Source organism: Exiguobacterium sp. s127, from assembly GCF_018618695.1.
Lineage (GTDB): Bacteria > Bacillota > Bacilli > Exiguobacteriales > Exiguobacteriaceae > Exiguobacterium_A > Exiguobacterium_A oxidotolerans.
Genome location: NZ_JACSMO010000004.1, coordinates 217,241 through 240,092, shown reverse-complemented (window position 1 = coordinate 240,092; position 22,852 = coordinate 217,241). Strand labels below are relative to the sequence as shown.

General features: G+C 46.0%; 23 protein-coding genes. 21 read left to right on the top strand and 2 right to left on the bottom strand.

Features of this window, described 5'->3' with window-relative positions; genetic code table 11:
* Positions 1-22: 22 nt before the first annotated feature.
* The 19 genes from KNP98_RS07820 (at position 23) to KNP98_RS07730 (ending at position 21,146) form a co-directional block, all read left to right on the top strand.
* Positions 23-550: a single-stranded DNA-binding protein gene (locus KNP98_RS07820; protein WP_029332161.1), complete on the top strand. Its 528-nt coding sequence runs from the start codon at positions 23-25 to the stop codon at positions 548-550.
* Between the two features lie 47 nt (positions 551-597).
* Positions 598-828, top strand: coding sequence for a 30S ribosomal protein S18 (gene rpsR / locus KNP98_RS07815; protein ID WP_012371896.1), 231 nt, complete (start codon positions 598-600; stop codon positions 826-828).
* 129 nt (positions 829-957) lie between these two features.
* Positions 958-2,943, top strand: a complete 1,986-nt coding sequence (locus tag KNP98_RS07810; RefSeq protein ID WP_088838298.1) for a DHH family phosphoesterase — start codon at positions 958-960, stop codon at positions 2,941-2,943.
* Entirely contained in the window at positions 2,940-3,383 is a 444-nt protein-coding gene (gene rplI, locus KNP98_RS07805; protein ID WP_029332159.1) for a 50S ribosomal protein L9, read from the top strand. The genes KNP98_RS07810 and rplI overlap by 4 nt, the downstream gene beginning before the upstream one ends.
* Before the next feature lie 19 nt (positions 3,384-3,402).
* Positions 3,403-4,755 (top strand): replicative DNA helicase, encoded by a 1,353-nt coding sequence (gene dnaB / locus KNP98_RS07800; RefSeq protein ID WP_029332158.1) that lies wholly within the window; start codon positions 3,403-3,405, stop codon positions 4,753-4,755.
* A gap of 909 nt (positions 4,756-5,664) precedes the next feature.
* On the top strand, positions 5,665-6,957 hold the full coding sequence (locus KNP98_RS07795) for an adenylosuccinate synthase (protein WP_029332157.1): 1,293 nt from the start codon (positions 5,665-5,667) through the stop codon (positions 6,955-6,957).
* 248 nt (positions 6,958-7,205) lie between these two features.
* On the top strand, positions 7,206-7,913 hold the full coding sequence (yycF, locus tag KNP98_RS07790; protein ID WP_088838297.1) for a response regulator YycF: 708 nt from the start codon (positions 7,206-7,208) through the stop codon (positions 7,911-7,913).
* Positions 7,914-7,915: 2 nt separating this feature from the next.
* The gene (gene walK / locus KNP98_RS07785) at positions 7,916-9,763 is read left to right on the top strand and encodes a cell wall metabolism sensor histidine kinase WalK (RefSeq protein ID WP_029332155.1); all 1,848 of its coding nucleotides are present in this window, start codon (positions 7,916-7,918) and stop codon (positions 9,761-9,763) included.
* On the top strand, positions 9,760-11,076 hold the full coding sequence (locus KNP98_RS07780; protein ID WP_088838296.1) for a YycH family regulatory protein: 1,317 nt from the start codon (positions 9,760-9,762) through the stop codon (positions 11,074-11,076). The genes walK and KNP98_RS07780 overlap by 4 nt, the downstream gene beginning before the upstream one ends.
* 6 nt (positions 11,077-11,082) lie before the next feature.
* Positions 11,083-11,919, top strand: coding sequence for a two-component system regulatory protein YycI (locus KNP98_RS07775; RefSeq protein ID WP_088838295.1), 837 nt, complete (start codon positions 11,083-11,085; stop codon positions 11,917-11,919).
* A gap of 10 nt (positions 11,920-11,929) precedes the next feature.
* Positions 11,930-12,721, top strand: coding sequence for an MBL fold metallo-hydrolase (locus KNP98_RS07770; protein ID WP_029332152.1), 792 nt, complete (start codon positions 11,930-11,932; stop codon positions 12,719-12,721).
* Between the two features lie 107 nt (positions 12,722-12,828).
* Positions 12,829-14,124 carry a S1C family serine protease gene (locus KNP98_RS07765; RefSeq protein ID WP_088838294.1) on the top strand — a complete coding sequence of 432 codons (1,296 nt, stop codon included), beginning with the start codon at positions 12,829-12,831 and terminating at the stop codon, positions 14,122-14,124.
* Positions 14,125-14,493: 369 nt separating this feature from the next.
* Positions 14,494-14,655: a CxxH/CxxC protein gene (locus tag KNP98_RS07760; protein ID WP_084157652.1), complete on the top strand. Its 162-nt coding sequence runs from the start codon at positions 14,494-14,496 to the stop codon at positions 14,653-14,655.
* Positions 14,656-14,727: 72 nt separating this feature from the next.
* Entirely contained in the window at positions 14,728-15,207 is a 480-nt protein-coding gene (gene rlmH / locus KNP98_RS07755) for a 23S rRNA (pseudouridine(1915)-N(3))-methyltransferase RlmH (RefSeq protein ID WP_012371884.1), read from the top strand.
* 378 nt (positions 15,208-15,585) lie between these two features.
* Positions 15,586-16,269: a response regulator transcription factor gene (locus KNP98_RS07750; RefSeq protein WP_088838293.1), complete on the top strand. Its 684-nt coding sequence runs from the start codon at positions 15,586-15,588 to the stop codon at positions 16,267-16,269.
* Positions 16,266-17,564, top strand: coding sequence for a sensor histidine kinase (locus tag KNP98_RS07745; RefSeq protein ID WP_214770310.1), 1,299 nt, complete (start codon positions 16,266-16,268; stop codon positions 17,562-17,564). The genes KNP98_RS07750 and KNP98_RS07745 overlap by 4 nt, the downstream gene beginning before the upstream one ends.
* A 104-nt stretch (positions 17,565-17,668) precedes the next feature.
* Positions 17,669-18,367 carry a polyphosphate polymerase domain-containing protein gene (locus tag KNP98_RS07740; protein WP_214805371.1) on the top strand — a complete coding sequence of 233 codons (699 nt, stop codon included), beginning with the start codon at positions 17,669-17,671 and terminating at the stop codon, positions 18,365-18,367.
* 46 nt (positions 18,368-18,413) lie between these two features.
* Positions 18,414-19,097 (top strand): DUF4956 domain-containing protein, encoded by a 684-nt coding sequence (locus tag KNP98_RS07735; RefSeq protein WP_088838290.1) that lies wholly within the window; start codon positions 18,414-18,416, stop codon positions 19,095-19,097.
* Between the two features lie 99 nt (positions 19,098-19,196).
* Positions 19,197-21,146, top strand: coding sequence for a CotH kinase family protein (locus tag KNP98_RS07730; RefSeq protein WP_214805369.1), 1,950 nt, complete (start codon positions 19,197-19,199; stop codon positions 21,144-21,146).
* Between the two features lie 54 nt (positions 21,147-21,200).
* Here the strand turns inward: KNP98_RS07730 and KNP98_RS07725 are convergent, their stop codons facing one another.
* Together KNP98_RS07725 and KNP98_RS07720 are read right to left on the bottom strand one after the other, a co-directional pair.
* Complete coding sequence (locus tag KNP98_RS07725; protein ID WP_088838288.1) at positions 21,201-21,443, bottom strand: hypothetical protein; 243 nt, start codon at positions 21,441-21,443, stop codon at positions 21,201-21,203.
* A 49-nt stretch (positions 21,444-21,492) separates the two neighbouring features.
* The gene (locus KNP98_RS07720) at positions 21,493-22,125 is read right to left on the bottom strand and encodes an HNH endonuclease family protein (protein WP_214805367.1); all 633 of its coding nucleotides are present in this window, start codon (positions 22,123-22,125) and stop codon (positions 21,493-21,495) included.
* Positions 22,126-22,355: 230 nt separating this feature from the next.
* Between KNP98_RS07720 and KNP98_RS07715 the strand changes: the two genes are divergently transcribed.
* Positions 22,356-22,574 (top strand): hypothetical protein, encoded by a 219-nt coding sequence (locus tag KNP98_RS07715; protein ID WP_088838286.1) that lies wholly within the window; start codon positions 22,356-22,358, stop codon positions 22,572-22,574.
* Between the two features lie 28 nt (positions 22,575-22,602).
* Positions 22,603-22,782 (top strand): hypothetical protein, encoded by a 180-nt coding sequence (locus KNP98_RS07710; RefSeq protein WP_012371875.1) that lies wholly within the window; start codon positions 22,603-22,605, stop codon positions 22,780-22,782.
* Positions 22,783-22,852 lie beyond the last annotated feature (70 nt).

Here is a 22,852-nt window from a genome sequence, read left to right as displayed (position 1 = left end):
CTGAAACAGGAGAGTGATTCTGATGATTAACCGCGTCGTTTTAGTCGGTCGGTTAACTCGTGACCCTGAAATGCGTTATACGCAGAGCGGGATTGCGGTAACGCGATTCACACTCGCATGTGACCGTCCATTTACGGGACAAGATGGGAAGCGAGAAGCTGATTTCATCGATTGCGTCGTATGGCGCAAGCAAGCAGAGAACGTTGCTCAGTATTTGAAAAAAGGTAGCCTCGCAGGTGTCGAGGGTCGCCTACAGATTAGCAGTTATGACGATAAAGAGGGTCAACGTCGATATCGTGCTGAAGTCGTCGCGGATAGTGTTCGATTCCTAGAATCACGCAATGCAAGCCGTTCTTCAGATAGTGACAGCTATTCTTCGAATTCAAATACAGGTGGAAACGGGAATGCTGCAGGATGGGGTTCACAGCAACAGCAGAACAACTCTTCCTCGCCAGCACCCGCTTCATCTTCATCGAACTCGGGCTTCGGCGCTGATCCGTTCAGCGGTGGAAGTTCGATCGATCTTTCAGACGACGATCTCCCATTCTAATGGGAACGTTGGACTGAAAAATTTACTCTAAAAAGGAGGTTAATCACATGGCACGTCGTCCAGGTGGAAAACGTCGTCGTAAAGTATGTTACTTCACGTCGAACCACATCACTCATATCGATTATAAAGACGTAGAACTTCTCAAACGTTTCATTTCGGAACGCGGTAAGATTCTTCCACGTCGTGTGACTGGTACTTCAGCGAAATACCAACGTCCACTTACAATCGCAATCAAACGTTCACGTCAAATGGCTTTAATCCCATACGTAGCTGACTGATTACGGTGAAGCGCTTTTCCTTTTCGAAGGAGGGGCGCTTTTTTTCGCTTCCCTTTCAACCGGTCCTATTTTTCGGTTATAATAAACAAGTTAACGAATTTTTAATTAGAAGTATTTAAGGAGGACGCGATGGAGTCAGGTCAACAAGTATCATCAGAACGGGAACGGCGGGTTGTTCGCTTCGTTCCGTATCTATTAATCGTCGGTCTACTTCTCGTCGTCGCAATTAGTAATCCAATCATCGCAGCAATTGGTGCGTTCGTGACGACTGTTCTTTTTGTCCTTCATCTATTAGAAGAGCAGCGGGCACGAAAGTCCTGGGAAGCATATGTCGAAAGAATATCGATTCAAGTCGAGGATACAGGGCAAGATGCTTTGACGAATATGCCGATTGGAATCTTACTATATGATGAGGAAACGCACGTCACATGGTTCAATGATCCGATGCGTGAAATCTTCGACGACTTGGCAATGGGGCATCTGTTACTCGATCTCGATCCCTTGTTCGTTGAAATGATGGCGACGGATGAAGATCAAGCGACACTTGAGATTGGTGAGTCCGTCTATCGTGTCTTCTCGAATCGTGAAAATCGGACGTTCTATCTATTTGATATGACAGAAGAGGCGCAAGTTGAACAACAACTCGTCGACAATCAAACCGTCATCGGCGTCATTTATCTCGATAACTATGATGAGATGACGCAGGGGATTGAAGATCAATTAAGAAGTGAATTAAATAGTCGGGTCACCCAGTTATTGAATCATTGGGCGGCGGATCACGGCACCTATATAAAACGTACCGCCTCAGACCGGTACTTTGTCGTGACGACAGAAGAGAATCTACGGATTCTTGAGCGGACGAAGTTTTCCATCTTAGACATTGTCCGAGACGAGACGAGTCAACGTGGGGTGCAATTAACGCTGTCAATCGGAATTGGCTGTGGCAGTGACGCGATACCTGTTCTCGGTCAGATGGCGCAGTCGAGTCTTGACTTAGCACTCGGACGCGGGGGTGACCAGGTCGTCATCAAACGTGACGGGAAAGTCCGCTTTTATGGTGGGAAAACGAATCCGACAGAAAAACGGACGCGTGTCCGGGCACGGGTCATCGCCAATTCGTTGCGTGACTTGATGCAGGAATCGAGTCGAATCCTCGTCATGGGTCATCGAAATCCTGACATGGATTCACTTGGAGCATCGATTGGTATTCTCAAGCTTGCCGAGATGAACGATAAGGAAGCGCATATCGTATTACCGGATGCAGAAATCGGTCAAGGGATTCGACGGATGATGTCGGAAATCAGTGAAGACGAGAAACTGGAGTCGCGTTTCATCAATTCGTTCCAAGCTGAGCAACTCGTCGACGATCAAGCGTTATTGATTATCGTCGACACGCATAAACCGTCGCTTGTCGTCGTTCCGGCATTACTGGATCAGTTCGAACGAATGGTCGTCATCGATCATCATCGTCGCGGAGAAGATTTCATCGAGGAGCCGGTGCTCGTCTATCTTGAACCATATGCATCTTCGACGTCAGAACTCGTCACAGAGTTGATTGAATACCAACCGACGAACGAAAAGCTGTCAATGCTTGAAGCGACGGCGTTACTTGCAGGAATCATCGTCGACACGAAAGGCTTTACGATCCGGACAGGCTCGCGGACGTTTGATGCGGCCTCCTACTTGCGTTCGCAAGGCGCAGACACGGTCCTCGTCCAAGAGTTCCTTAGTCAAAACCTCGAGACGTATGTCGAACAGTCGCATATTCTCGAGCGGACGGAAATCTATAAGGCCGGTATGGCAATCGCGACAGCGGAGCCAGGGGTCATCCATGATCAAGTCTTGATCGCCCAAACGGCGGATCAACTGTTATCCTTACAAGGAATCCGTGCCGCCTTCGTCATCGCAGAGCTCCAAGATGGCCGGACGGCAATCAGTGCCCGGTCGCTCGGTGAGGTCAATGTCCAGTTAATCATGGAGACGTTAGGTGGCGGTGGTCACTTAACGAATGCGGCGACGCAGATGGCGGAATCGATCATCACGGTCGCGGATGAATTAAGACAAGCAATCGATCGTTATCTAGAAGATGAAACAAAAGGAGAGGAAATCGAATGAAAGTTATTTTATTGCAAGACGTTAAAGGACAAGGTAAAGCAGGAGACGTGAAAGAAGTCGCAGATGCATACGCAAACAATGTGTTATTCAAAAAGAAATTAGCGCGTCCCGCGACAACAGGGAACTTAAAACAACATGAAGCACATGAACGTAAAGCAGCAGAGCAAGCGAAACAAGCATTGCTCGACGCGGAAGCGTTAAAAGAGAAGATTGAAAAAGAAACGATTGTCGTTTCGACGAAAGCGGGCGAAGGCGGTCGTGTCTTCGGTTCAGTCACGAGTAAACAAATTGCAGAAGCATTGAAGAGCATGGGTTACAAAATCGACAAACGTAAAATCGAGCTTGAACACCCGATCAAAGCCCTCGGATTCACGAAAGTGCCGTTAAAACTGCACAATGAAGTCACAGCGACGCTAAACGTTCAGGTCAAAGAAGCGTGATTAGAAAAGGGGATCGGTGATGAGTGATGTAATGCAAAATACGCCACCCCAAAGTATCGAGGCGGAACAAGCCGTCCTTGGGGCGATCATGATTGATGCTGATCGATTGATCAGTGCGTCCGAACGATTATTGCCACACGATTTTTATCGGGCGGCACACCAACGGATTTTTGAAGCGATGCTCGTGTTGTCGGACCGTGGCGAAGCAATCGATCTTGTCACAGTTACGGCGGAACTGAGTACGCTCGGTGTCTTAGAAGAAATCGGCGGGCTTGCCTATCTCGGTGAGCTTGCGGAAGGTGTCCCGACAGCGGCGAATATCAATTATTACGTCAATGTCGTCGACCAAAAATCAACGCTTCGCCGTTTAATCCGGACAGCGAATGAAATCGTCACAGACGGGTACGAACGACAAAATGAAGTCGACGTCCTGCTGAATGAGGCAGAGCGGAAGATTCTTGAAGTATCGCAAGGCAAGGGGAGCGCAAGCTTTATCCCGATTTCTGACGTCTTGACGAGCGCGTATGCGACGATTGATAAATTGCATAAGCAAAGCGGTGAAACGACCGGGATTCCGACCGGCTTCCGCGACCTCGATCAAGTGACGGCCGGGTTCCAGCGTAACGATTTAATCATCGTCGCCGCCCGTCCGTCTGTCGGGAAGACGGCATTCGCCTTGAACATCTCGCAAAACGTCGCCACCCGTGCCGACGAGAATGTTGCCATCTTTAGTCTTGAGATGGGTGCGGAACAACTCGTCATGCGGATGTTGTGTGCAGAAGGCAACGTCGATGCGCAACGTCTCCGGACGGGGCAACTCGAAGATGAAGATTGGGGTAAACTGTCGCTCGCGATGAGTAGTTTGTCACAAGCAGGGATTTACATCGATGATACGCCAGGGATTCGTGTCAATGATATCCGGGCGAAGTGTCGTCGCTTAAAGCAAGAGCACGGACTCGGCATGATCATGATTGATTACTTGCAGTTGATTCAAGGGAACGGTCGCTCAAGCGACAACCGTCAACAGGAAGTCTCGGAGATTTCCCGTTCCTTAAAGTCGCTCGCACGTGAACTCGAAGTGCCCGTCATCGCCTTATCGCAGCTCTCGCGTGGTGTGGAGAGTCGTCAAGATAAACGACCGATGATGTCGGATATCCGGGAATCAGGGGCGATTGAGCAAGATGCGGATATCGTCGCCTTCTTATACCGGGACGATTACTACAACAAAGAAACGGAAGATGCGAATACGATCGAGATCATCATCGCGAAACAGCGGAATGGTCCGACCGGTACGGTTAAACTCGCTTTCCGGAAAGAATTTAATAAATTCGTCGATCTTGAGCCGAGTAATTCGTATGCTCCACCGGCGTAACAAGCAACACCTCGATCTAACCAGGTCGGGGTGTTTTTGTTTGTAGAAAATCATGACTGAGGTGTTAGTTTAGTTCACGTGTGGACAAGATAAATTCAATGTTGTGAACGAGGCTTTTTGCTTTTTGCTTTCTGCTTTCCTCGGGCGAGGCGCAAGCCGTTGCTCCTTCGTTCTGACGAACACGAAGCAGGGTCTTGCCTGCCTCTGACAGCACAAGACGTCTTGTGCTTTTTCTCGTAGGAGTCACGAAAAGCGAAGCATGTGGGTAGCGTGTTTTATGAACGAGGTGAGCTGACAACCGTTTCTTTCTTCTCGTGCTTTCCTCGGGCGAGGCGCAAGCCGTTGCCCCTTTGTTCTGACGAACACGGAGCAGGGTCTTGCCTGCCTCTGACAGTGCAAGAAATCTTGCACTTTTTCCCGTAGGAGTCACGAAAAGCGAAACGGTTGGCTTGTGTAGCGGGTCGTATGGATCATTGGGGATCGATTTGTTGAGTCGCGCGTTCCGAATTGAATCGCTTTCGAACGAACAGCAATCAGGCGCGACCCTGCAGCGAAGCGAAGCGGCGCAAGGGATTGCCGCTCAGAAGTCGATTCGGAGAGGAAAAGCGCGGCGGGCGTATGTAAAAGGTTTCGATATGAGCTTGTCTGTAGACTAGCCCCCGATTTTGATAAACAAGACGAGAGTAAAGCACATAAAGGAAGCATAACGATTTGGACAAACGAAGTCATCGGGAAGAATCATTATGTTTCGATATCTTGAAAGTAAAGGAAAAAAGGAAGCAGAAAGGAGTAATTAAACGAACGAAACAGAAATACATTAATTAATTGTTCGGTATTTGATTGACTTCTGTTTTTTTCCGCGTTACACTTAGTCGTGGTTTTGAATCGTACGTGGAGGTGGATGAGAATATGTCATCAGTAGTAGTAGTCGGAACACAGTGGGGCGACGAAGGGAAAGGTAAAATTACCGATTTCCTTTCGAAAAAAGCCGATGTCGTCGCTCGTTATCAAGGTGGGGACAATGCAGGACATACAATCGTATTCAATAATGAGACGTATAAGTTACACTTGATTCCTTCAGGGATCTTTTACTCAGACAAGAAATGTGTCATCGGAAATGGCCTAGTCGTCAATCCGAAATCGCTCGTCAAGGAATTAAAGTATCTGCACGATCGTGGTGTTTCTACGGATAACTTATTAATTTCAAATCGTGCTCATGTTATCTTGCCATACCATCAATTGCAAGATCAGCTCGAAGAAGAAGCAAAAGGCGACGCGAAAGTCGGAACGACGCTGAAAGGAATCGGACCGTGCTACATGGATAAAGCAGCACGGATCGGGATCCGGATGGCAGACTTACTCGATAAAGAAACGTTCGCTGAAAAACTTCAAATCGTGCTTGAACAGAAGAACCGGATGTTTACGAAAATGTACGACGCAGAGCCGATTGCCTTTGATGATATCTTTGAAGAATACTACGCGTATGGTCAAGAATTCGCGAAGTATGTCTGCGATACATCAGTCGTCGTCAACGATAGCCTCGATAAAGGGGAAAAAGTGTTGTTCGAAGGAGCGCAAGGTGTCTTGCTCGATCTCGACCACGGAACGTATCCGTTCGTCACATCATCAAATGCTTCAGCGGGTGGCGTCGCGTCAGGTGTCGGTGTCGGTCCTGCTCGTATCGACCACGTCGTCGGTGTCTGTAAGGCCTATACGTCACGTGTTGGTGATGGTCCGTTCCCAACGGAATTGTTCGATGAAATCGGTCATCACATCCGTGAAGTCGGTCGCGAATATGGTACGACGACAGGTCGTCCGCGTCGCGTCGGTTGGTTCGACTCGGTTGTCGTTCGTCACTCACGTCGGACGAGTGGTTTGACAGACCTGTCCTTGAACTCGATCGATGTCTTGACCGGGATTGAAACGTTGAAGATTTGTACATCATACGAATTCAACGGAAAACAAATCGATGAGTACCCAGCAAGCTTCCGTGATCTTGAAGCGTGTGTCCCGGTCTACGAAGAGTTACCGGGTTGGAAAGAAGATATTACAGGGATTCGTAAGTTTGAAGACCTTCCAATCAATGCTCAAAACTACGTAAAACGGATCGCAGATTTGACGAACATTTCACTCGTCACGTTCTCGGTCGGACCAGGTCGCGAGCAGACAGTCGTCCTTCGCGATCTTTACGAAGAAGCATAAGTCGAATACAAACAGGCGTGGCATCAATCGGTGCCGCACCTGTTTTTTTATATCTTTTGATAAGCGAAATAATTCACAAACAAAAGGATAAGAGCGTATACTAAAAGTAATGTTTCACGTGGAACGTTCCACATGAAATCGGTTGAATGGTAGAGGTGTGGCGTCGGTAGTTTCCGTCGCCACCTTTCTATATGCCGAAAAAACAGGTAAAATAGATTGAATAGAAATTTTTTAAGGGGGAACACCCATTGACGGAACGTAGAATACTCGTCGTCGACGACGAACAACCGATTGCGGATATATTAAAATTTAAACTTGAAAAAGAAGGTTACAGCGTCGCTGTTGCCAATGATGGCGTTGAAGCACTTGAGAAGGTCGAGGAATTCAAACCAGACTTGATCTTGCTCGACATCATGCTGCCTTTAATGGATGGGATGGAAGTCTGTCGTGAAGTCCGAAAAACACTTGAGACACCCATCATCATGTTGACGGCAAAAGACTCAGAAATCGATAAAGTACTCGGACTGGAACTCGGTGCGGATGATTACGTAACGAAACCATTTAGTTCACGCGAGCTACTCGCACGTGTCAAAGCGAACATGCGAAAACGAGGACGTGATGAAAAACCAGTCAGTGATGACCCTGATGATATTACGATTGGTGAGTTGACGATTCATTTGAATTCGCATACGGTCACGAAGCGTGAAGAAAAAATCGAACTCACACAACGTGAATTCGAACTGTTGCATTATTTAGCGAAGAACATCGGACAAGTCATGACGCGCGAACATCTTCTTCAGACAGTCTGGGGCTATGATTACTTCGGCGACGTTCGGACGGTCGATGTGACGGTACGCCGTCTACGTGAGAAAGTCGAAGACAACCCGAGTACACCCATTTATATCATGACACGTCGTGGTGTCGGTTATTATCTCCAAGATGGGGAGAATGAATAACTATGTTAAAAGGAACGAACTTCTTTAAATCCATCCAGTGGAAACTTGTCGTCATTTACGCGTTACTGATTTTAGTCGCGATGCAAGTCATTGGAGTCTATTTCGTTCGTTCCCTTGAAAAGCAGTACATTACAAACTTCTCAAAATCTGTCGAGGATCGAGCCGGACTTGTAGCTTACAATGTCGGGAAGGAATTTGATAAGGCAGGCGATGATGAAGCCTCTAAACGGCAGTTGTCTGAGTCTCTTGGGCAGCTGCTGTCTGAGTTTAGTAGTGGCTCCACTTCAAGGAACGACATTCTCGAAGTCCAAATCATCGACCAGGATTCTGTCATTCAAGCGACGTCGGATGAGGACAACCAGTCGGCGGTGGGGCAACGGGCGACAAACTCGTTAATCAAAAAAGCACAGGCGACGAGTTCGACCCGAATCGATACCGTCCTTGATCCGAATGAAGATAAAATCCGAATCTTCGCCGTACCTGTCACGTCAGAAGGTGATGGTTCGACGATCGGGATGATTTATGTCCGGGCATCGATGGAGTCGATCTATTCACAGATGCAACAGGTCACCCGCATTCTAGCGACGGGAACAGTGATTGCACTTGTCATCACGTCGATTCTCGGGGTGCTGTTATCTCGAACAATCACGCGACCGATTTCCGACATGCGTCGGCAAGCGATTGAGATGCGCCGGGGGAACTTCTCCCGGAAAGTAAAAGTCTATTCCGATGACGAAATCGGACAGCTGGCCCGGTCGTTCAACGAATTGACCGACGAGTTGCTCGAAGCAAACGCGACGACGGAAGCGGAACGACGGAAGTTGACGAGCGTCCTCGAAAACATGACGGACGGTGTGATCGCGACGGACCGGACGCTCCGTGTCATCTTGATGAACGATCAGGCAAAAGACATCGTCGGCGTCGAAGAGGCAGGCATGGTCGGAACGAATCTGAAGGATTTACTCGCACTCGGGGATGACTTCATGATTCCGGAAGACGGAACAATGCCACCACGCTTGCTTGATTTCAGTAGTGAGGATGAACTGTTCCTCGTCCGGGCGTTCTTCTCGCCCGTCAAGAAACACAGTGGACCGATTACCGGAATGATCATCGTCTTGCATGACGTCACGGAACAAGAGCAAGTCGAACAGGACCGCCGCGAGTTCGTCGCGAACGTCAGTCACGAACTCCGGACTCCATTGACGACGATGCGGAGTTATCTCGAAGCACTCGCAGAAGGGGCCTATCAAGACGAAGAACTGGCACCACGCTTCCTTGAGACGACACAAAATGAGACGGAGCGGATGATTCGTCTCGTCACAGACCTCCTGCAACTGTCGAAAATGGATAGTAAGGAATACAAGATGAATAAAGTGCGCTTCGACTATATCCAGTTCATTAATGAAATTCTCGATCGTCATGACATGACAAAACCGGAGCGGATTCGCTTCCGCCGGAAAATCATGAAACGGAAAGTTTATATTCGTGGGGACCAGGATAAGTTGATTCAAGTTGCCGATAACATTTTGACGAATGCGATCAAGTATTCACCGGAAGGCGGAACGATTACTGTCCGGACGATGTTACGGGCGAAACGGATCGTCATCAGCATCAAGGATGAGGGAGTCGGGATTCCGAAAGCGAACCTGCAAAAAATCTTCGAACGTTTCTATCGTGTCGATAAGGCACGGGCACGGAAGATTGGTGGGACAGGTCTCGGTCTCTCGATCGCGAAAGATGTCGTTTCGGCACATGGCGGCGACATTTGGGCAGAAAGTGAATGGGGACGTGGTACGACGATTTACTTTACCCTTCCTTATGAAGTGATTGAAGAGGTGGATGCCGGATGATGAAGCAACGACTGAAAACGACCCTGCTGATTCTACTTGTATGTGGTTCTATTTTTCAGACGGCAATGCTTTGGACATATCATCCAAGTAGTGAATCGATTGAGCAGGAACAAGTATCGTTTAATGAGATTGATGCTTCAAAGACGGTTGAGAGTAATCAGCTCGTCAATCCCGAACTCGTCGTCTATTCGAATGGTGTGGAAGCCTATCAGACACAAATCATCGGGCGGACGATTTTGAACCGGATTGGTGCTTCGTTTGATATCGGTGTCCTCGTCTTGACGGATAAAGCCTCAAACATCCCGCTCAGCAAACGGAGTGTCGAGATGATTTTCCCGACACCGGTCACGGCAGCGATGCTTGAAGAACTACTCGGTGAAAAAGAGATTGCGATGGCTGAACCGATTAAACGGCTCTATCTGCTCGATTATGACGGACCGATTCTTCGGCTCGAGTCAGCGACTGGTCGCTTTAAAGACTTTCAATTGGTCGGCGACGAGACAGTCTTAAAACGCCTCTTTGCCTACGATAAGAAAAAACCGATGACGAAGGTCGAGCTTAAAGGCGGTGACTACACGTACGTCGCAACAGCGACCCCTCGTCTTGAAGAAGTGTTTGTCTATGACGAAGTCGGACAGGACCCGAAACCACTCGACCGGATCCGCAGTGCGTTCTTCACAGCGAATACGAACGTGCAGCAAATCAAGGGACGAGACGGACTCGACGTGTTGACGGATGGGGTCAGCGTCTCGACGTACGACCGGGATTACAATGCCTATCGTTTCAACACGCTGTCACCGAATACACAAAGTACGGCAGTCGATTACAGTACGCTCGTCAGCTACATCAATATTCATGGGGGCTGGCTCGACCAAGTCACACAACGCAGTGGCTTCCGTTATTACTTCGATCAAATGAGTAGTCAAGAAGAGCAACAAACGGCAATCTTCCGTCTCTATTTGAATCGTTATCCGGTCTTCGGCGAAATTGGCCCGTTGCTCGAACAACCAGAATTTGATTTAGCGACGATCAAGATGACGTTCGAAGAAAATCAAATCCGGTCGATCAGCCGGAGCATGTTACGGGCAGACCGGAAACTTTTGTTAAAGGAAACGACGTTACCGACGATTGAACAGACGGTGAAAGAGCTGGAGCAAGCAGACCTTATGCAGGACATCACCGGAATTCGAGTCGGCTACAGCATGACGTACAAAATCGCGACGAGTCGCTACGCCCTGTTTGAACCGGCATGGTTCGTCAAACGGGACGGAGAATGGAGCACAGTCGATCAAGCAATTGGAAATGAGGGGTAATGTTGAATGGATTGGAGTAAAGCAAAGACGTTGTTGATTCTGACTTTCCTCATCCTGAACGTCTACCTGGTCGTTCAATTGATGGATCGGATGATTGAACCACGGATCGTCGCGACGACGGCGTCCGGAAAGACGATTTTGAAAGATCGGAAGATTGACGAAAAACAACTGCAGACCGCGTCTCGCGACATCGGTTATTTGACGGCAGAAGTCGATTCGAGCTCACTGGCACCAAAAGAGAGCTCACCGATTAAAGATGCGATCACATCAGTCAAAAATCAGGTCGAATGGTCTGTTCGGTTGTCGAAGCCGTCACCGCTCGACGCAAAAGCGATGCGCGACTCGGCGACTTCATTCGTCCAGTCGTCCGTTAATCACGGTTCAGACTACACGTTTTGGAAGTTTGATAATAAACAAAATGAAATGACGTTCGTGCAGACGTATAAAGGACAACCGCTGTATTCGACACCGGAGCAATCACGGGATGATGAGGCGATGATTGGTCCGTCCCTGCTCGTCCTGCAGCTGAACGATGACAAGGAAATCGTCAGCTATAAGCAACGTCACTTGAACGAAGTCGTCCGCCAAGCACAGGACGTGACGTTGTTGTCAGCGAGCGAAGCCGTCATCCAATTGTCGGAGCAAGGTCTTTTCCCGGCCTCGAAAAAAATGACAGGCCATAAGCTTGGCTATTTCTGTCTCGTGACGGAAGGGACAAAATCGGTCCAGATTTTACCGCCGACGTGGCAGATCGAACTCGACGGGGAAGAACTTTATTTCGTCAACGCGATTGACGGGGGTGTTCAGACGATCGAACGCCTCGATACAGTTTCAGAGAAATGAGGAATACACGATGAGCCTACACTATAGCGTTCTTGCGAGCGGCTCGACGGGAAATGCCCTCTACATCGAAAGTGAACAAAGCCGGCTGCTCGTCGATGCCGGATTGACAGGAAAGGCAATGCTTGCATTGTTCGACCAGATTCACCGGTCACCGGAAGGCATCGATGGGCTGTTCGTCACCCATGAACACTCGGATCATATTAAAGGGGTCGGCATCTTAGCTCGCAAGTACAACATCCCGCTCTATGCGAACCAAAAGACATGGGACGCGATGGAAGCGAAGATTGGGAAGATTGATCCCGCCTTGAAGTTCCTCTGGGAAGTCGGCGAAGTGAAACAGTTCGGCGATATCGAAGTCGAATCGTTTAACGTCAGCCATGACGCAGCCGATCCGATGTTCTTCCAGTTCGCCCATGAAGGGAAACGACTCGCTCACATCACGGATACCGGCTACGTCTCGGACCGGATGAAAGGGACGATTCGTGGTGCCGATGCCTACATCTTCGAAGCGAATCATGATATCGGGATGCTCCAGATGGGGCATTATCCGTGGAGCGTCAAACGCCGAATCCTTGGCGACTACGGTCACGTCTCGAACGAAGACGCGGCAGTCGCGATGAGCGAGGTGCTCGACGAGCGGACGAAACGGATCCATATGGCCCATTTGAGCAAGGACAACAACATGAAGGAACTGGCCCGGATGAGTGTCTCCCAGACACTGGCGAGCCGGGACGTCGACCTCAGCAAGATTCATCTGCTTGATACCGATCCCGTCATTCCGACACCACTCCTGAAGCTCTGATTATGGGAAATTACTGAATATGCTCAAAAGACCCCCACATTTGGCTAACTTGCCAGGTGATGGGGGTATACTTGTGTAAAGAGAGTTTATGAAGGAGGCATGTGCCGATGGATCGACCTGAAGAACCACGGAATGAATCGGAACAGATCAATCAATCGACCGATGAGGAGAGCGGATTTCCACCGCGTCGACCGACTGAAGAAGAACCGGTCAGTCCTTATCGTGAACCATATGAAGAAACAGACGAACCTCCACGTAAGCGTGGTGGCGGTGGTAAAGCATTTTTTGTCGGCTTAATCGGCGGCGTCATCGGCGCCTTACTGATTGCCTTGATCGCCTGGCCATTTGCCCGTGATCAAATGACGAGTCCGACACCAGCCGCGACGGTGACGACGGAACAGGCAGCGACGACAGCGACGGAAGCCGAGAATGATATCGTCGGTGCCGTCAGTAAAACGAAAGAAGCCGTCGTCAGTGTGACGAATTTACAAAGTTCATTCCGCGGTGCGGATCAAGAGACAGGAGCAGGATCCGGCGTCATCTATAAAAAAGATGGCAATAAAGCCTATGTCGTGACGAACTATCACGTCGTTGAAGGGGCAAGCAGCTTGTCGGTCACGTTATCAGACGGAACGGCGCTCGAAGCGAAAGTCCTCGGCGAAGATCCGACGTATGATTTAGCCGTCTTATCCATCGATGCAGCAAAAGTGACACAGGTCGCGAAAATCGGTGACTCCGATACGTTACGTGCCGGTGAAACGGTCCTCGCGATCGGCAACCCGCTCGGGATCTTCGCAAACTCGGTCACGCGTGGTGTCATCAGTGCCCAGGAACGGACGGTGCCGGTCGATACGAACAAGGACGGCCAGCAGGACTTCAACACGGAAGTGATTCAGACGGATGCGGCAATCAACCCCGGGAACTCGGGTGGCGCACTGATCAATACGTCCGGTCAATTGATCGGAATCAACTCGATGAAGATTGCGGAAGCAAGCGTCGAAGGTGTCGGTTTTGCGATTCCGATCAACGAAGCGTTACCAATCATGCGTGACCTCGAACAGAACGGTGAGGTCATTCGTCCGCAACTCGGGATTCAGATTCGGGACGTCCAGGAGTTCCCGAGCGGCTACCGTGAGGACCGCCTGAAACTGCCGAGTGACGTGACGAAAGGAATCGTCGTCGTCGGTCTGACAAACAACAGTGGAGCAGAAAAAGCAGGGATGAAAGCAAATGACGTCATCGTCGAAATCGACGGGACAAAGATTAATTCATTTGCAGATCTCAAGAGTGTTCTGTACCGTGATGCGAAAGTCGGACAGACCGTCAAAGTGACGTTCTACCGGAATGGGGATAAACAGTCCCTTGATGTGAAGTTGTCGGCACAAGCGGCGACGGTGCAATAACAGATTCAGATTAACTACTCGTACATGTACGGGTAGTTTTTTTGTTTGGGGATATGAATGGGCATATGAAAGAAAGAGAAAGAGTCATCGTGATGTGCTGTCACGCGCTTTCCTCAGGCGAGGAACGAGCCGTTGGCTTCTTGCCTGACGGCAGATGCCAGGGTCTCGTTTTCCTCTGACAGCACGGACGAGCCGTGCTTTTTCCTGTAGGAGTCGCGTGCAGCCGACACGATGAGCAGCAGCTTAATCATGGAACGAAAAGAAGCAAGAATACCACGCATGTGGATAACTTTTAAGCGGTTGAAGAAGCCGATTTTTGTTATACTGGTAGCGGATAACTGTGGATAACTAAAAAGGAGGAGAAGACCTGTGGATAAATACGTCTGCTTGGAACATGTCGAGTTAGCACTTGACGAAGTGGTTGATGAAACGGAAGAATACCCGATTTTGGAAGAAGTGAATTCAGAAAAAACGGTCACATGTGAGTACTGTGATCAGCCCGCAACATATCTTGTGTCAAGCAAAAAATAATTATCAACATGTGGACATGTGGATAACTCTGTGGATAACTCCTGAATTTTCTGTCAGAAAGCGAGAAAAATGATGCAAATTACCATTATTACGGTCGGAAAGTTGAAAGAGAAGTACTTGAAGCAAGGGATTGCCGAATATACGAAACGGCTTGGTGCCTATTGTTCGATTCAAGAAATCGAGGTCCCGGACGAAAAAGCACCGGAACAATTGAGTGACGCCGAGATGCAACAAGTGAAGAAAAAAGAGGGCGAACGGATTTTAGCGAAGATTGGACCGGACGTTCATGTCTACGCACTTGCTATCGAAGGAAAGCAACGGACAAGTGAACAGTTTGCAACAGAACTCGACCGACTGGCGACGTACGGCAAGAGCAAAATCGCGTTTGTCATCGGCGGATCGCTTGGTCTCGCACCGGAAGTCATGCAGCGGGCGAACGATACGATTTCCTTCTCGAAGATGACGTTTCCCCATCAATTGATGAAGATGATTCTGTGTGAGCAGATTTATCGGGCATATCGGATTAATCGGAATGAGCCGTATCATAAGTGAATAGAGTTGATAAGAAAGACCATTTCAAACGTTAAGAAGCGTTTCAGATGGTCTTTTTTTGGTATATGGGTGCAAATAAACAACTCCTTTTTCTGTGTCTACAAAATTAAAATAAGCAATTGATTTGTATGGCATTTCATTGTGTTACGCTAGATGAAAAAATTGCAAACCTTTAAGAAGGTGTTAGACACATCAAATAAAGGATGTAAGGTTTAGTTAAAATCAGCATACTTAGCGACTCTAATCGGATCATGATACCGTCTAATCTTTAGTCTGATACAATCTTTTTTACGGTAAACTTTACACGTGCGAAATAGATTGTTTCTTCTCTAATCTCAGTGGTGCAGAATAAAGTTTAAATTGAAAAGTGAGGATCTTATGAAAATACTAATTATTGAAGATGATGTGATGCTGTCCAATACAATTGTCGAGTCTACGAATACATTATATGAAACTTCTCAAGCCTTTGACGGAGAAGAAGGGCTTTATTTAGCTGAGCAAAACATCCATGACATTATTATTTTAGACTTGATGTTGCCGCTTATGAACGGATACGAAGTATTACAGGCATTACGGTCAAAGGACATCACGACACCCGTAATTATTTTAACAGCTAAAGATGCGATTGATGATAAAATACAGGGTCTTCGTCTAGGTGCAGATGATTATTTAGTGAAACCCTTTCACCGGGAAGAATTATTGTTACGGTTAGAGGCAATCGTTCGAAGGACAATTGGGCATTTCAAAGAAAATAATATTTCGTTTAAAGAGCTTATTCTGAATGTAAAAACTAAAACTGCCACTTTAAACGGAGAGTCGATTAAGTTAAATCGAAAGCAATTTGAACTACTTGAGTATCTCATTAACAACAAAGAAACGATTGTGACGAAAGAACAAATATTTGACCGGATTTGGGGCTTTCAATCAGATACGACGAATACAGTCGTCGAAGTCTATACAAGTCATCTTCGTAAAATATTAAAGGCATATGATTACGATCGTTACATTAAGACATTTCGTGGATTAGGTTATATGTTATCCGAGGAAGGTCAGGACGCATGAATAAAAACAAGATAATAAGCAAGCAGCAATTTACGTTTATGTCGTTGAACTTTATTGCATTTACGCTGATTTTTGCGATATTCAGCGTGATTATTTTTACACTCGTTCAAAGTACGCTTTATAAAAAAGCGGATGAGGAGTTATATAATTTCAAACAAAAAATACAACGTGAAGACTTAGATCAGCAAGAAAATCTGCCGGCTGACCGTGGGCAACCGGACCAGCTGGCGCCCCCGTTAAATCCACGAATCATTGTCTTACGGTGGAATAGTGAGGGCGAAAATGTAAATGAAGATCAGATTGGTACGCAGTTCTATCAAAATTATTTTGAAGACCAAAACTTTAACGAAGAGTCCTTGAATGAAGTCACGAAGGTTCGCTTAAAGGATGAATATACTTTTCGGTCTTTGTCTTACGAGAATGATGAGAGTGATGATTTTTCCTACACCCAACTGTTAATTAATACAGATGCTGAAGAAAGTCTAACCGAAAACTTCAGATGGATTTTACTGATTTGTTCAATTGTAAGCATTGTTCTTTCTCTTACGATTAGTTATTTACTATCCAAAAAAACAATGCAACCAATCATTAAGTCCTGGGATCGCCAGGCTGAATTTGTGGAAAATGCTTCGCATGAGTTAAGAACCCCGTTGACGATCATTCAAAATAAGCTTGAATTGTTATTGGTCCAGCCTAATGAAAAAATTGTAGACTCTTTTGAGAGCATTGCACTCAGTTTATCTGAAACAAGACGCATGTCGAAGCTGACGACCGACTTGCTAACGCTTGCCCGTGCAGATTCATTGGAAACCCTGTTAAGTACAGAAACGTTCCACTTAGATGATTTTGTACGACGTGTCTGTCAGCCCTATCTTGAAATTGCTGAAATGCAAGATAAAACGATGTGGCTTCATGTAAATACTCCGATAGAAATTGAAGCAGATAAGAGCAGGATGCATCAACTGTTCGTCATCCTGTTGGATAATGCATTAAAGTTTACCGCGGAAAATGGAAGTATCGGGGTGAAAACATATCTGGAAGGACATAAGATAATCATAGAAATAAGTGATACAGGCATTGGAATAAGTCCAGAAAATAGAAAACGAATTTTTGAAAGATTCTTTAGAGAAGATAAAGCGAGAACACGAGATACCGGTGGGACCGGTCTAGGTTTAGCAATCGCCCACTGGATTGTCGTTAGTCATGGCGGCACAATTAAAGTAGTCGATACTGGTGAATCAAAAGGAAGTATTTTTCAAATTAAATTGCCTAAAAAGGAAATCACGCATTTGTGATTTCCTTTTTTTTTTGTTCAAATCGCGTAAAACTTTAAGCAATTTTTAAGGTTTATCTTTAATAATCAAGGCATGAGGAAGTTATTAAAAGGGAGTTGAACGCTATGCAGGCAAAGACGTTGAATGGTGTACAAGGGCGGACGGAGCTTAAGCACGAGCTATCAAAAATGGATTGTTACCTGCTTCGCCATCGATTGAAGCACATTATGGAGGTCGATCCTCATGCAAACGAGGAAGGCAAATATCATATTCGAAGCGTGTATTTCGATAACATCGATAATAAAGTGCTAACGCAAAAAAAAGAAGGATACTACGACCGAGATAAATTTCGTGTGCGGTTGTATGACCATCGTATCAGTCTTCTCCATTTGGAGAAGAAAAGTAAGCGTAATAATCTCACGTACAAGCAAAAATGTCGTATTCGCATTGAAGAGTATGAAGACATGCGAAATGGCGAGATTTCTTGGATGGAACATGATGAACGAATGTTGATTCGTGAACTCTATATTGAAATGAAGATGTACCAGATCAAACCAATGACCGTAGTGGATTATGAACGTGAAGTGTTCATTTATCATTACGGGAATGTCCGGGTCACGTTTGACAGCGATATCAAAACCAGTTTTCGAAATAATGACGTTCTCAATTTTGATTTGCCGATGATTGAAACGAATCCGGATGTCGTCATTTTAGAAATTAAGTATGACGAATTTCTACCGGATGTCATAAAAAAACTTCTTCAGATTGGTAACAGACGAAAAGGAACGTATTCAAAATATCAAATGAGTCGAATGTACGGATAATAAAAAAGACTAACGTATAAAAGATTAGTCATTTGGAGGAATAGAAATGGAAAATGTAACTTTTGATGATATTTTCAAGTCCAATATTTTAGAGAAAACAACGAGCTTTTCAATTGTTGATTCTTTGATCGGTTTAGTGGCAGCGTTTATTTTAGGTTTATTGATTTACACGGTATATAAAAAGACGTTTGCCGGCGTGATTTATTCTCATACGTTCAACATCTCGCTGATTATCATGACGATGGCGACTTCACTCATTATCATGGGGATTTCGTCAAATGTCTTGTTGTCTCTTGGTATGGTTGGTGCGCTATCGATCGTCCGTTTCCGGACACCGATTAAAGATCCGATGGACATTGTTTATCTTTTCTGGGCAATCGTAGTCGGGATTTTATGTGGAGCAGGATTCGTTCCTCTGGCAGTATTAGGTTCTATCGCCATTGGTCTAGTTTTAATTTTGTTTGTGAATAAAATCAAAATCGAAAATCCTTATTTACTTGTTATCAAATATAACGAAAATTCAGTCATTGAATTAGTGGATCATGTCGTCAAGAATTATGCGAAGAAACATACAGTCAAATCAAAGTCTGTGTTACCCGGTAATCAGTTTGAGGTGACTTACGAAATTCGTGTTAAAGAAGACGATATGGAATTTTTAAACACACTTTCAGATATGAAAGGTGTCCAATCAGCGGTCATGATCAGTTACGACGGGAACTTTACTGCCTAATTAAAAGAGAGAACCTCAAGTGGCAGCAAGAAAACTCTTGCTGCCACCGCTGTTTCAATTAAACGGATTACTTAAGATTTACGTAATGGAGGGGTGGAAATGTTAATAAAAAAAAGATGGATTATCACGTTAATGCTCGTTGCGATTTTCTTTACAGTGGGGAGCCTTTATACGGTTCAAGAATTTCAACTACAAAAAGTAAATTCTGCGTATTCGTATGACGAAACCATGTTTAATAAAGATGAAGTTTCTACTATTGAGATTTCAATGGATGACGATGAATGGGAGGATTTGATTGAAAATCCGCTTGAGGAGGAGTATAAAGAAGCTTCTATCACGATTAATGGAGAAGAAGTTTCGAATGTAGCCATCCGTACAAAAGGAAACTCCTCATTAACATCAGTTGCTCGTGATGAAGATTCAGACCGGTATAGCTTAAAAGTAGATTTTAACTATTATGATTCCAATCAAAGTTATTATGGTCTATCCAAACTCAATTTAAATAACAACTTTAGTGACACGACACAAATGAAAGAGTTTGTTTCTTATGAATTGATGGAGCAAATGGGAATAGAGACACCGGAGCATGCCTACATGAAGGTCATGGTGAATGGAGAATACTATGGACTGATGCTCGGTGTAGAAGCAATTGACGAGACGTTTATCGCCCAAAATTATAATACGACGGAAGGGTACTTGTATAAGCCGGACGGTACAGGTAGTGATTTGGTTTATATAAGTGATTCACTTGAAGATTATGACGGTATCGAAGTTGAAATGAATGAAGAAAGTGTAGACGAATCTGAACTGATCTCGATGCTGAAAGCCATCAATGAAGGGGAGGGGTATGAGGATTACCTGAATACGGATGAGATGCTCCGCTATTTTGCCCTGAACACGTCTTTAGTCAGCTTAGATAGTTATCAAGGCCAACTGAAGCATAATTATTATCTCTACGAAGATGCAGACGGTGAATTTTCGATTTTACCTTGGGATTATAATATGTCGTTTGGTGGATTTAACATGGGTGGTGGCGGTCAGGGTGGACCCGGTGGTCAAGGCGGACCGGGCGAAGAAGCTACACAAAATGGTGCAGACACACAAGGTGAAGAAGTAACAGCTCCTGAAACTAGACCGGAACAAGTTCCGCCCACGCAGGAGTCTGATACAGATGCAGAACCGGTAACTCCTCAAGCAGGTGGAGGGAATCAAGGTGGCGGAACGCAGGCTGGAGAATTATTAAGTGAAGACACGATCAACTTCAGCATAGATCAGCCCGTTTCTGGTACAACTTTATCTGAACGTCCTTTGTTGAACGTACTATTAAGTGACGAAACCTTATCGAAGCAATACGAGGAGTATCTGGAAGAAATTGCGACTGAAATTTTAACTGAAGAAAACGTGGAGTCTATTACGTCGAAGCTCGGTATCTTATTAGAACCCTACGTCGACAGCGATCCTTCTAAATTCTTTACAACGGAAGAATTTTTAGAAGGTGTCAGTGGTGAAAACAGTCTCCCAGAGTTTGCTAAACAACGCAGTGAATCAATATTAGCTCAATTATCGGGTGAACTCGTGGTTGACGCTGACGAGGTAGCTGAAAACAATTCAGCTGCAAATCAAACCCCAGACAATAATAAACAAACTACGAATGAAGAAGGTGCACCAGCACAACCAGGAGGGAATATGGGGCCAAGACCCGACATTAACTCGATGACAGATGAAGAATTTAATCAATTTGTCGAACAGATTCAATCTGGAAATCTGCCAATCGCCTTACCAGATGATTTTGAGACGATGACGATTGAAGAGAAAAAGACGTACCTCAATGAAAATATGGGGGGCGGACAAGGACAAGGACAAGGACCGCCTCAAAATGCTGATGGAGAAAATCCAAATAACAATCAACCCTTAAATAATGAAGCGAGTAACAATGCAGACAGTGACGAAACGAGTGGAGACTATACGAAAAGCGATGCGTATATTCTGTTTGCATTCTTAATGAGTTCAGTCGGTGTGATTGTTGCCTTTCGTCGCATCGGACGATAAAACATTTAAAAGCAGCCAAGACGAGAACCTTCGCCATGGCTGCTTTTTCTCTTCTTAAGTACGTTCAAGCACAGTTGCTAACATCCGGTGTACCACGTCATGATCGCGGGCATCATATAACTGATAATCTTTCCCTGGTAAGGTATAGACGTCTGTTGCCCCGGCATATAAAATCGCAAGCTCCAGCATGCCGTCCTCCTGGCATGTCGTCCGTAATTCCAGCTCGCCGCTGATGACGCCGACTTCATTTGTCATCACACCATGCGTGGCGGTGAAAGTAGAGGTTTTCGTTTCCATCGAATCAGTCCTTCCGGATAACTTGATTTATGGGGAATGTGTGCTTCTTTTAGTAATAACATGTGTTTAACATCGTTTGTAATGCTGTTTTTTCGGCTGCTTGGAGACTTAAGCCCCAGCGACTTTTTGTATGGATCCACATCTTCGAGTAACCACAGCTTGCACCCGAGCGTGTCGGTTGCCATGTTGATGGATCCTGGTCTCCTTTTGAACGGTTCGAGCTTGCAGAAACCGCAATCAGTTGCGGACCTTCGAGGTCGTTTGCGAATGCTTGACGGGTCGTCGTCGTCCAGCTGCTTGCCCCAGAACGCCATGCTTCAGCGAGCGGCACGACGTGGTCGATGTCGAGGTCGGATGGGTTCGTGAACGTCAGTCCATCGTAATAACTGTACCATGAGCCGGACGTGACCGGACAATTGCCGACGTAAGAATCCGCATCGCGTTTCAAGACGACTTGACGTGTGTCACATCCACCACCTTGGCTGCTCCAATGCGGGAAAAGATCACGGGAGTAACCGGTCATCGTGCCCTCGGTCTTGACCGTTAATGCATTTAATTCAGACTGAGCGGTTGCTTTTGACGGAAGTCCGGACGGGAGTGCCGAGACGGGTGAAAGGTCGAACTGAAATGCAGTGAGGAACAAGACAACGGATACGGCGAGTAACTTGAGTTTCTGGAACATGAACTGCCTCCTCTTATATAGGTTATGATGAGAGAATCCTCTTACATTTTTCAGTATGCCATTGAATTTTTTTTAAAGGGTTGAAATCATGTAAAAATTACAAAAATTAAATGGTATTGACATGGACAATATGAAGACACAAAGAAAGTAGATTTATAAAACTGCCATAATAATAAAACTAGGAACTTTCGATGAAATAAAACGTATTAATTGAAAAAGGGGCTGAGACCATGAAAAAAAGGTTACATTCATCTATTACATCTATCGTTCTTTTAACTGGTTTAGCGTTCGCGGTAGCCATTTCACTCGTCTTCGTCCAACGCCACCTTAATACGGTTCAGATTGAGTCGATTGTCGAGCAAGCGGATGAACGAGGTCTCGGCTACGAATTGGTGATCCATGAACCAATTACGAACTCTTACAGTTTTAGAGCCTTCGAACAGGATTGATACGAATTCCGTCGAAAGGAGAAATCCATTGAAAGCCATCAGCCAGTTTTTACTGTTTTATGCCGTTACGGTGATGATCATTTATGTCGTCTCGATTTTTCTGCCGGTCGCGCTGAATTTCATCGTCTACTTTTCCATCGCGTTGCTGATTGTTCTGGTCGGTTATCTAATTAGACATTATTTATTCAGTTCCCGGGCAAAGAATTGAACTCTGTCAGCGAATCTGATTCAAATCTTGTATAGTAAAGGGGTACCTCTGTTCGACTTGGACAGGAGGC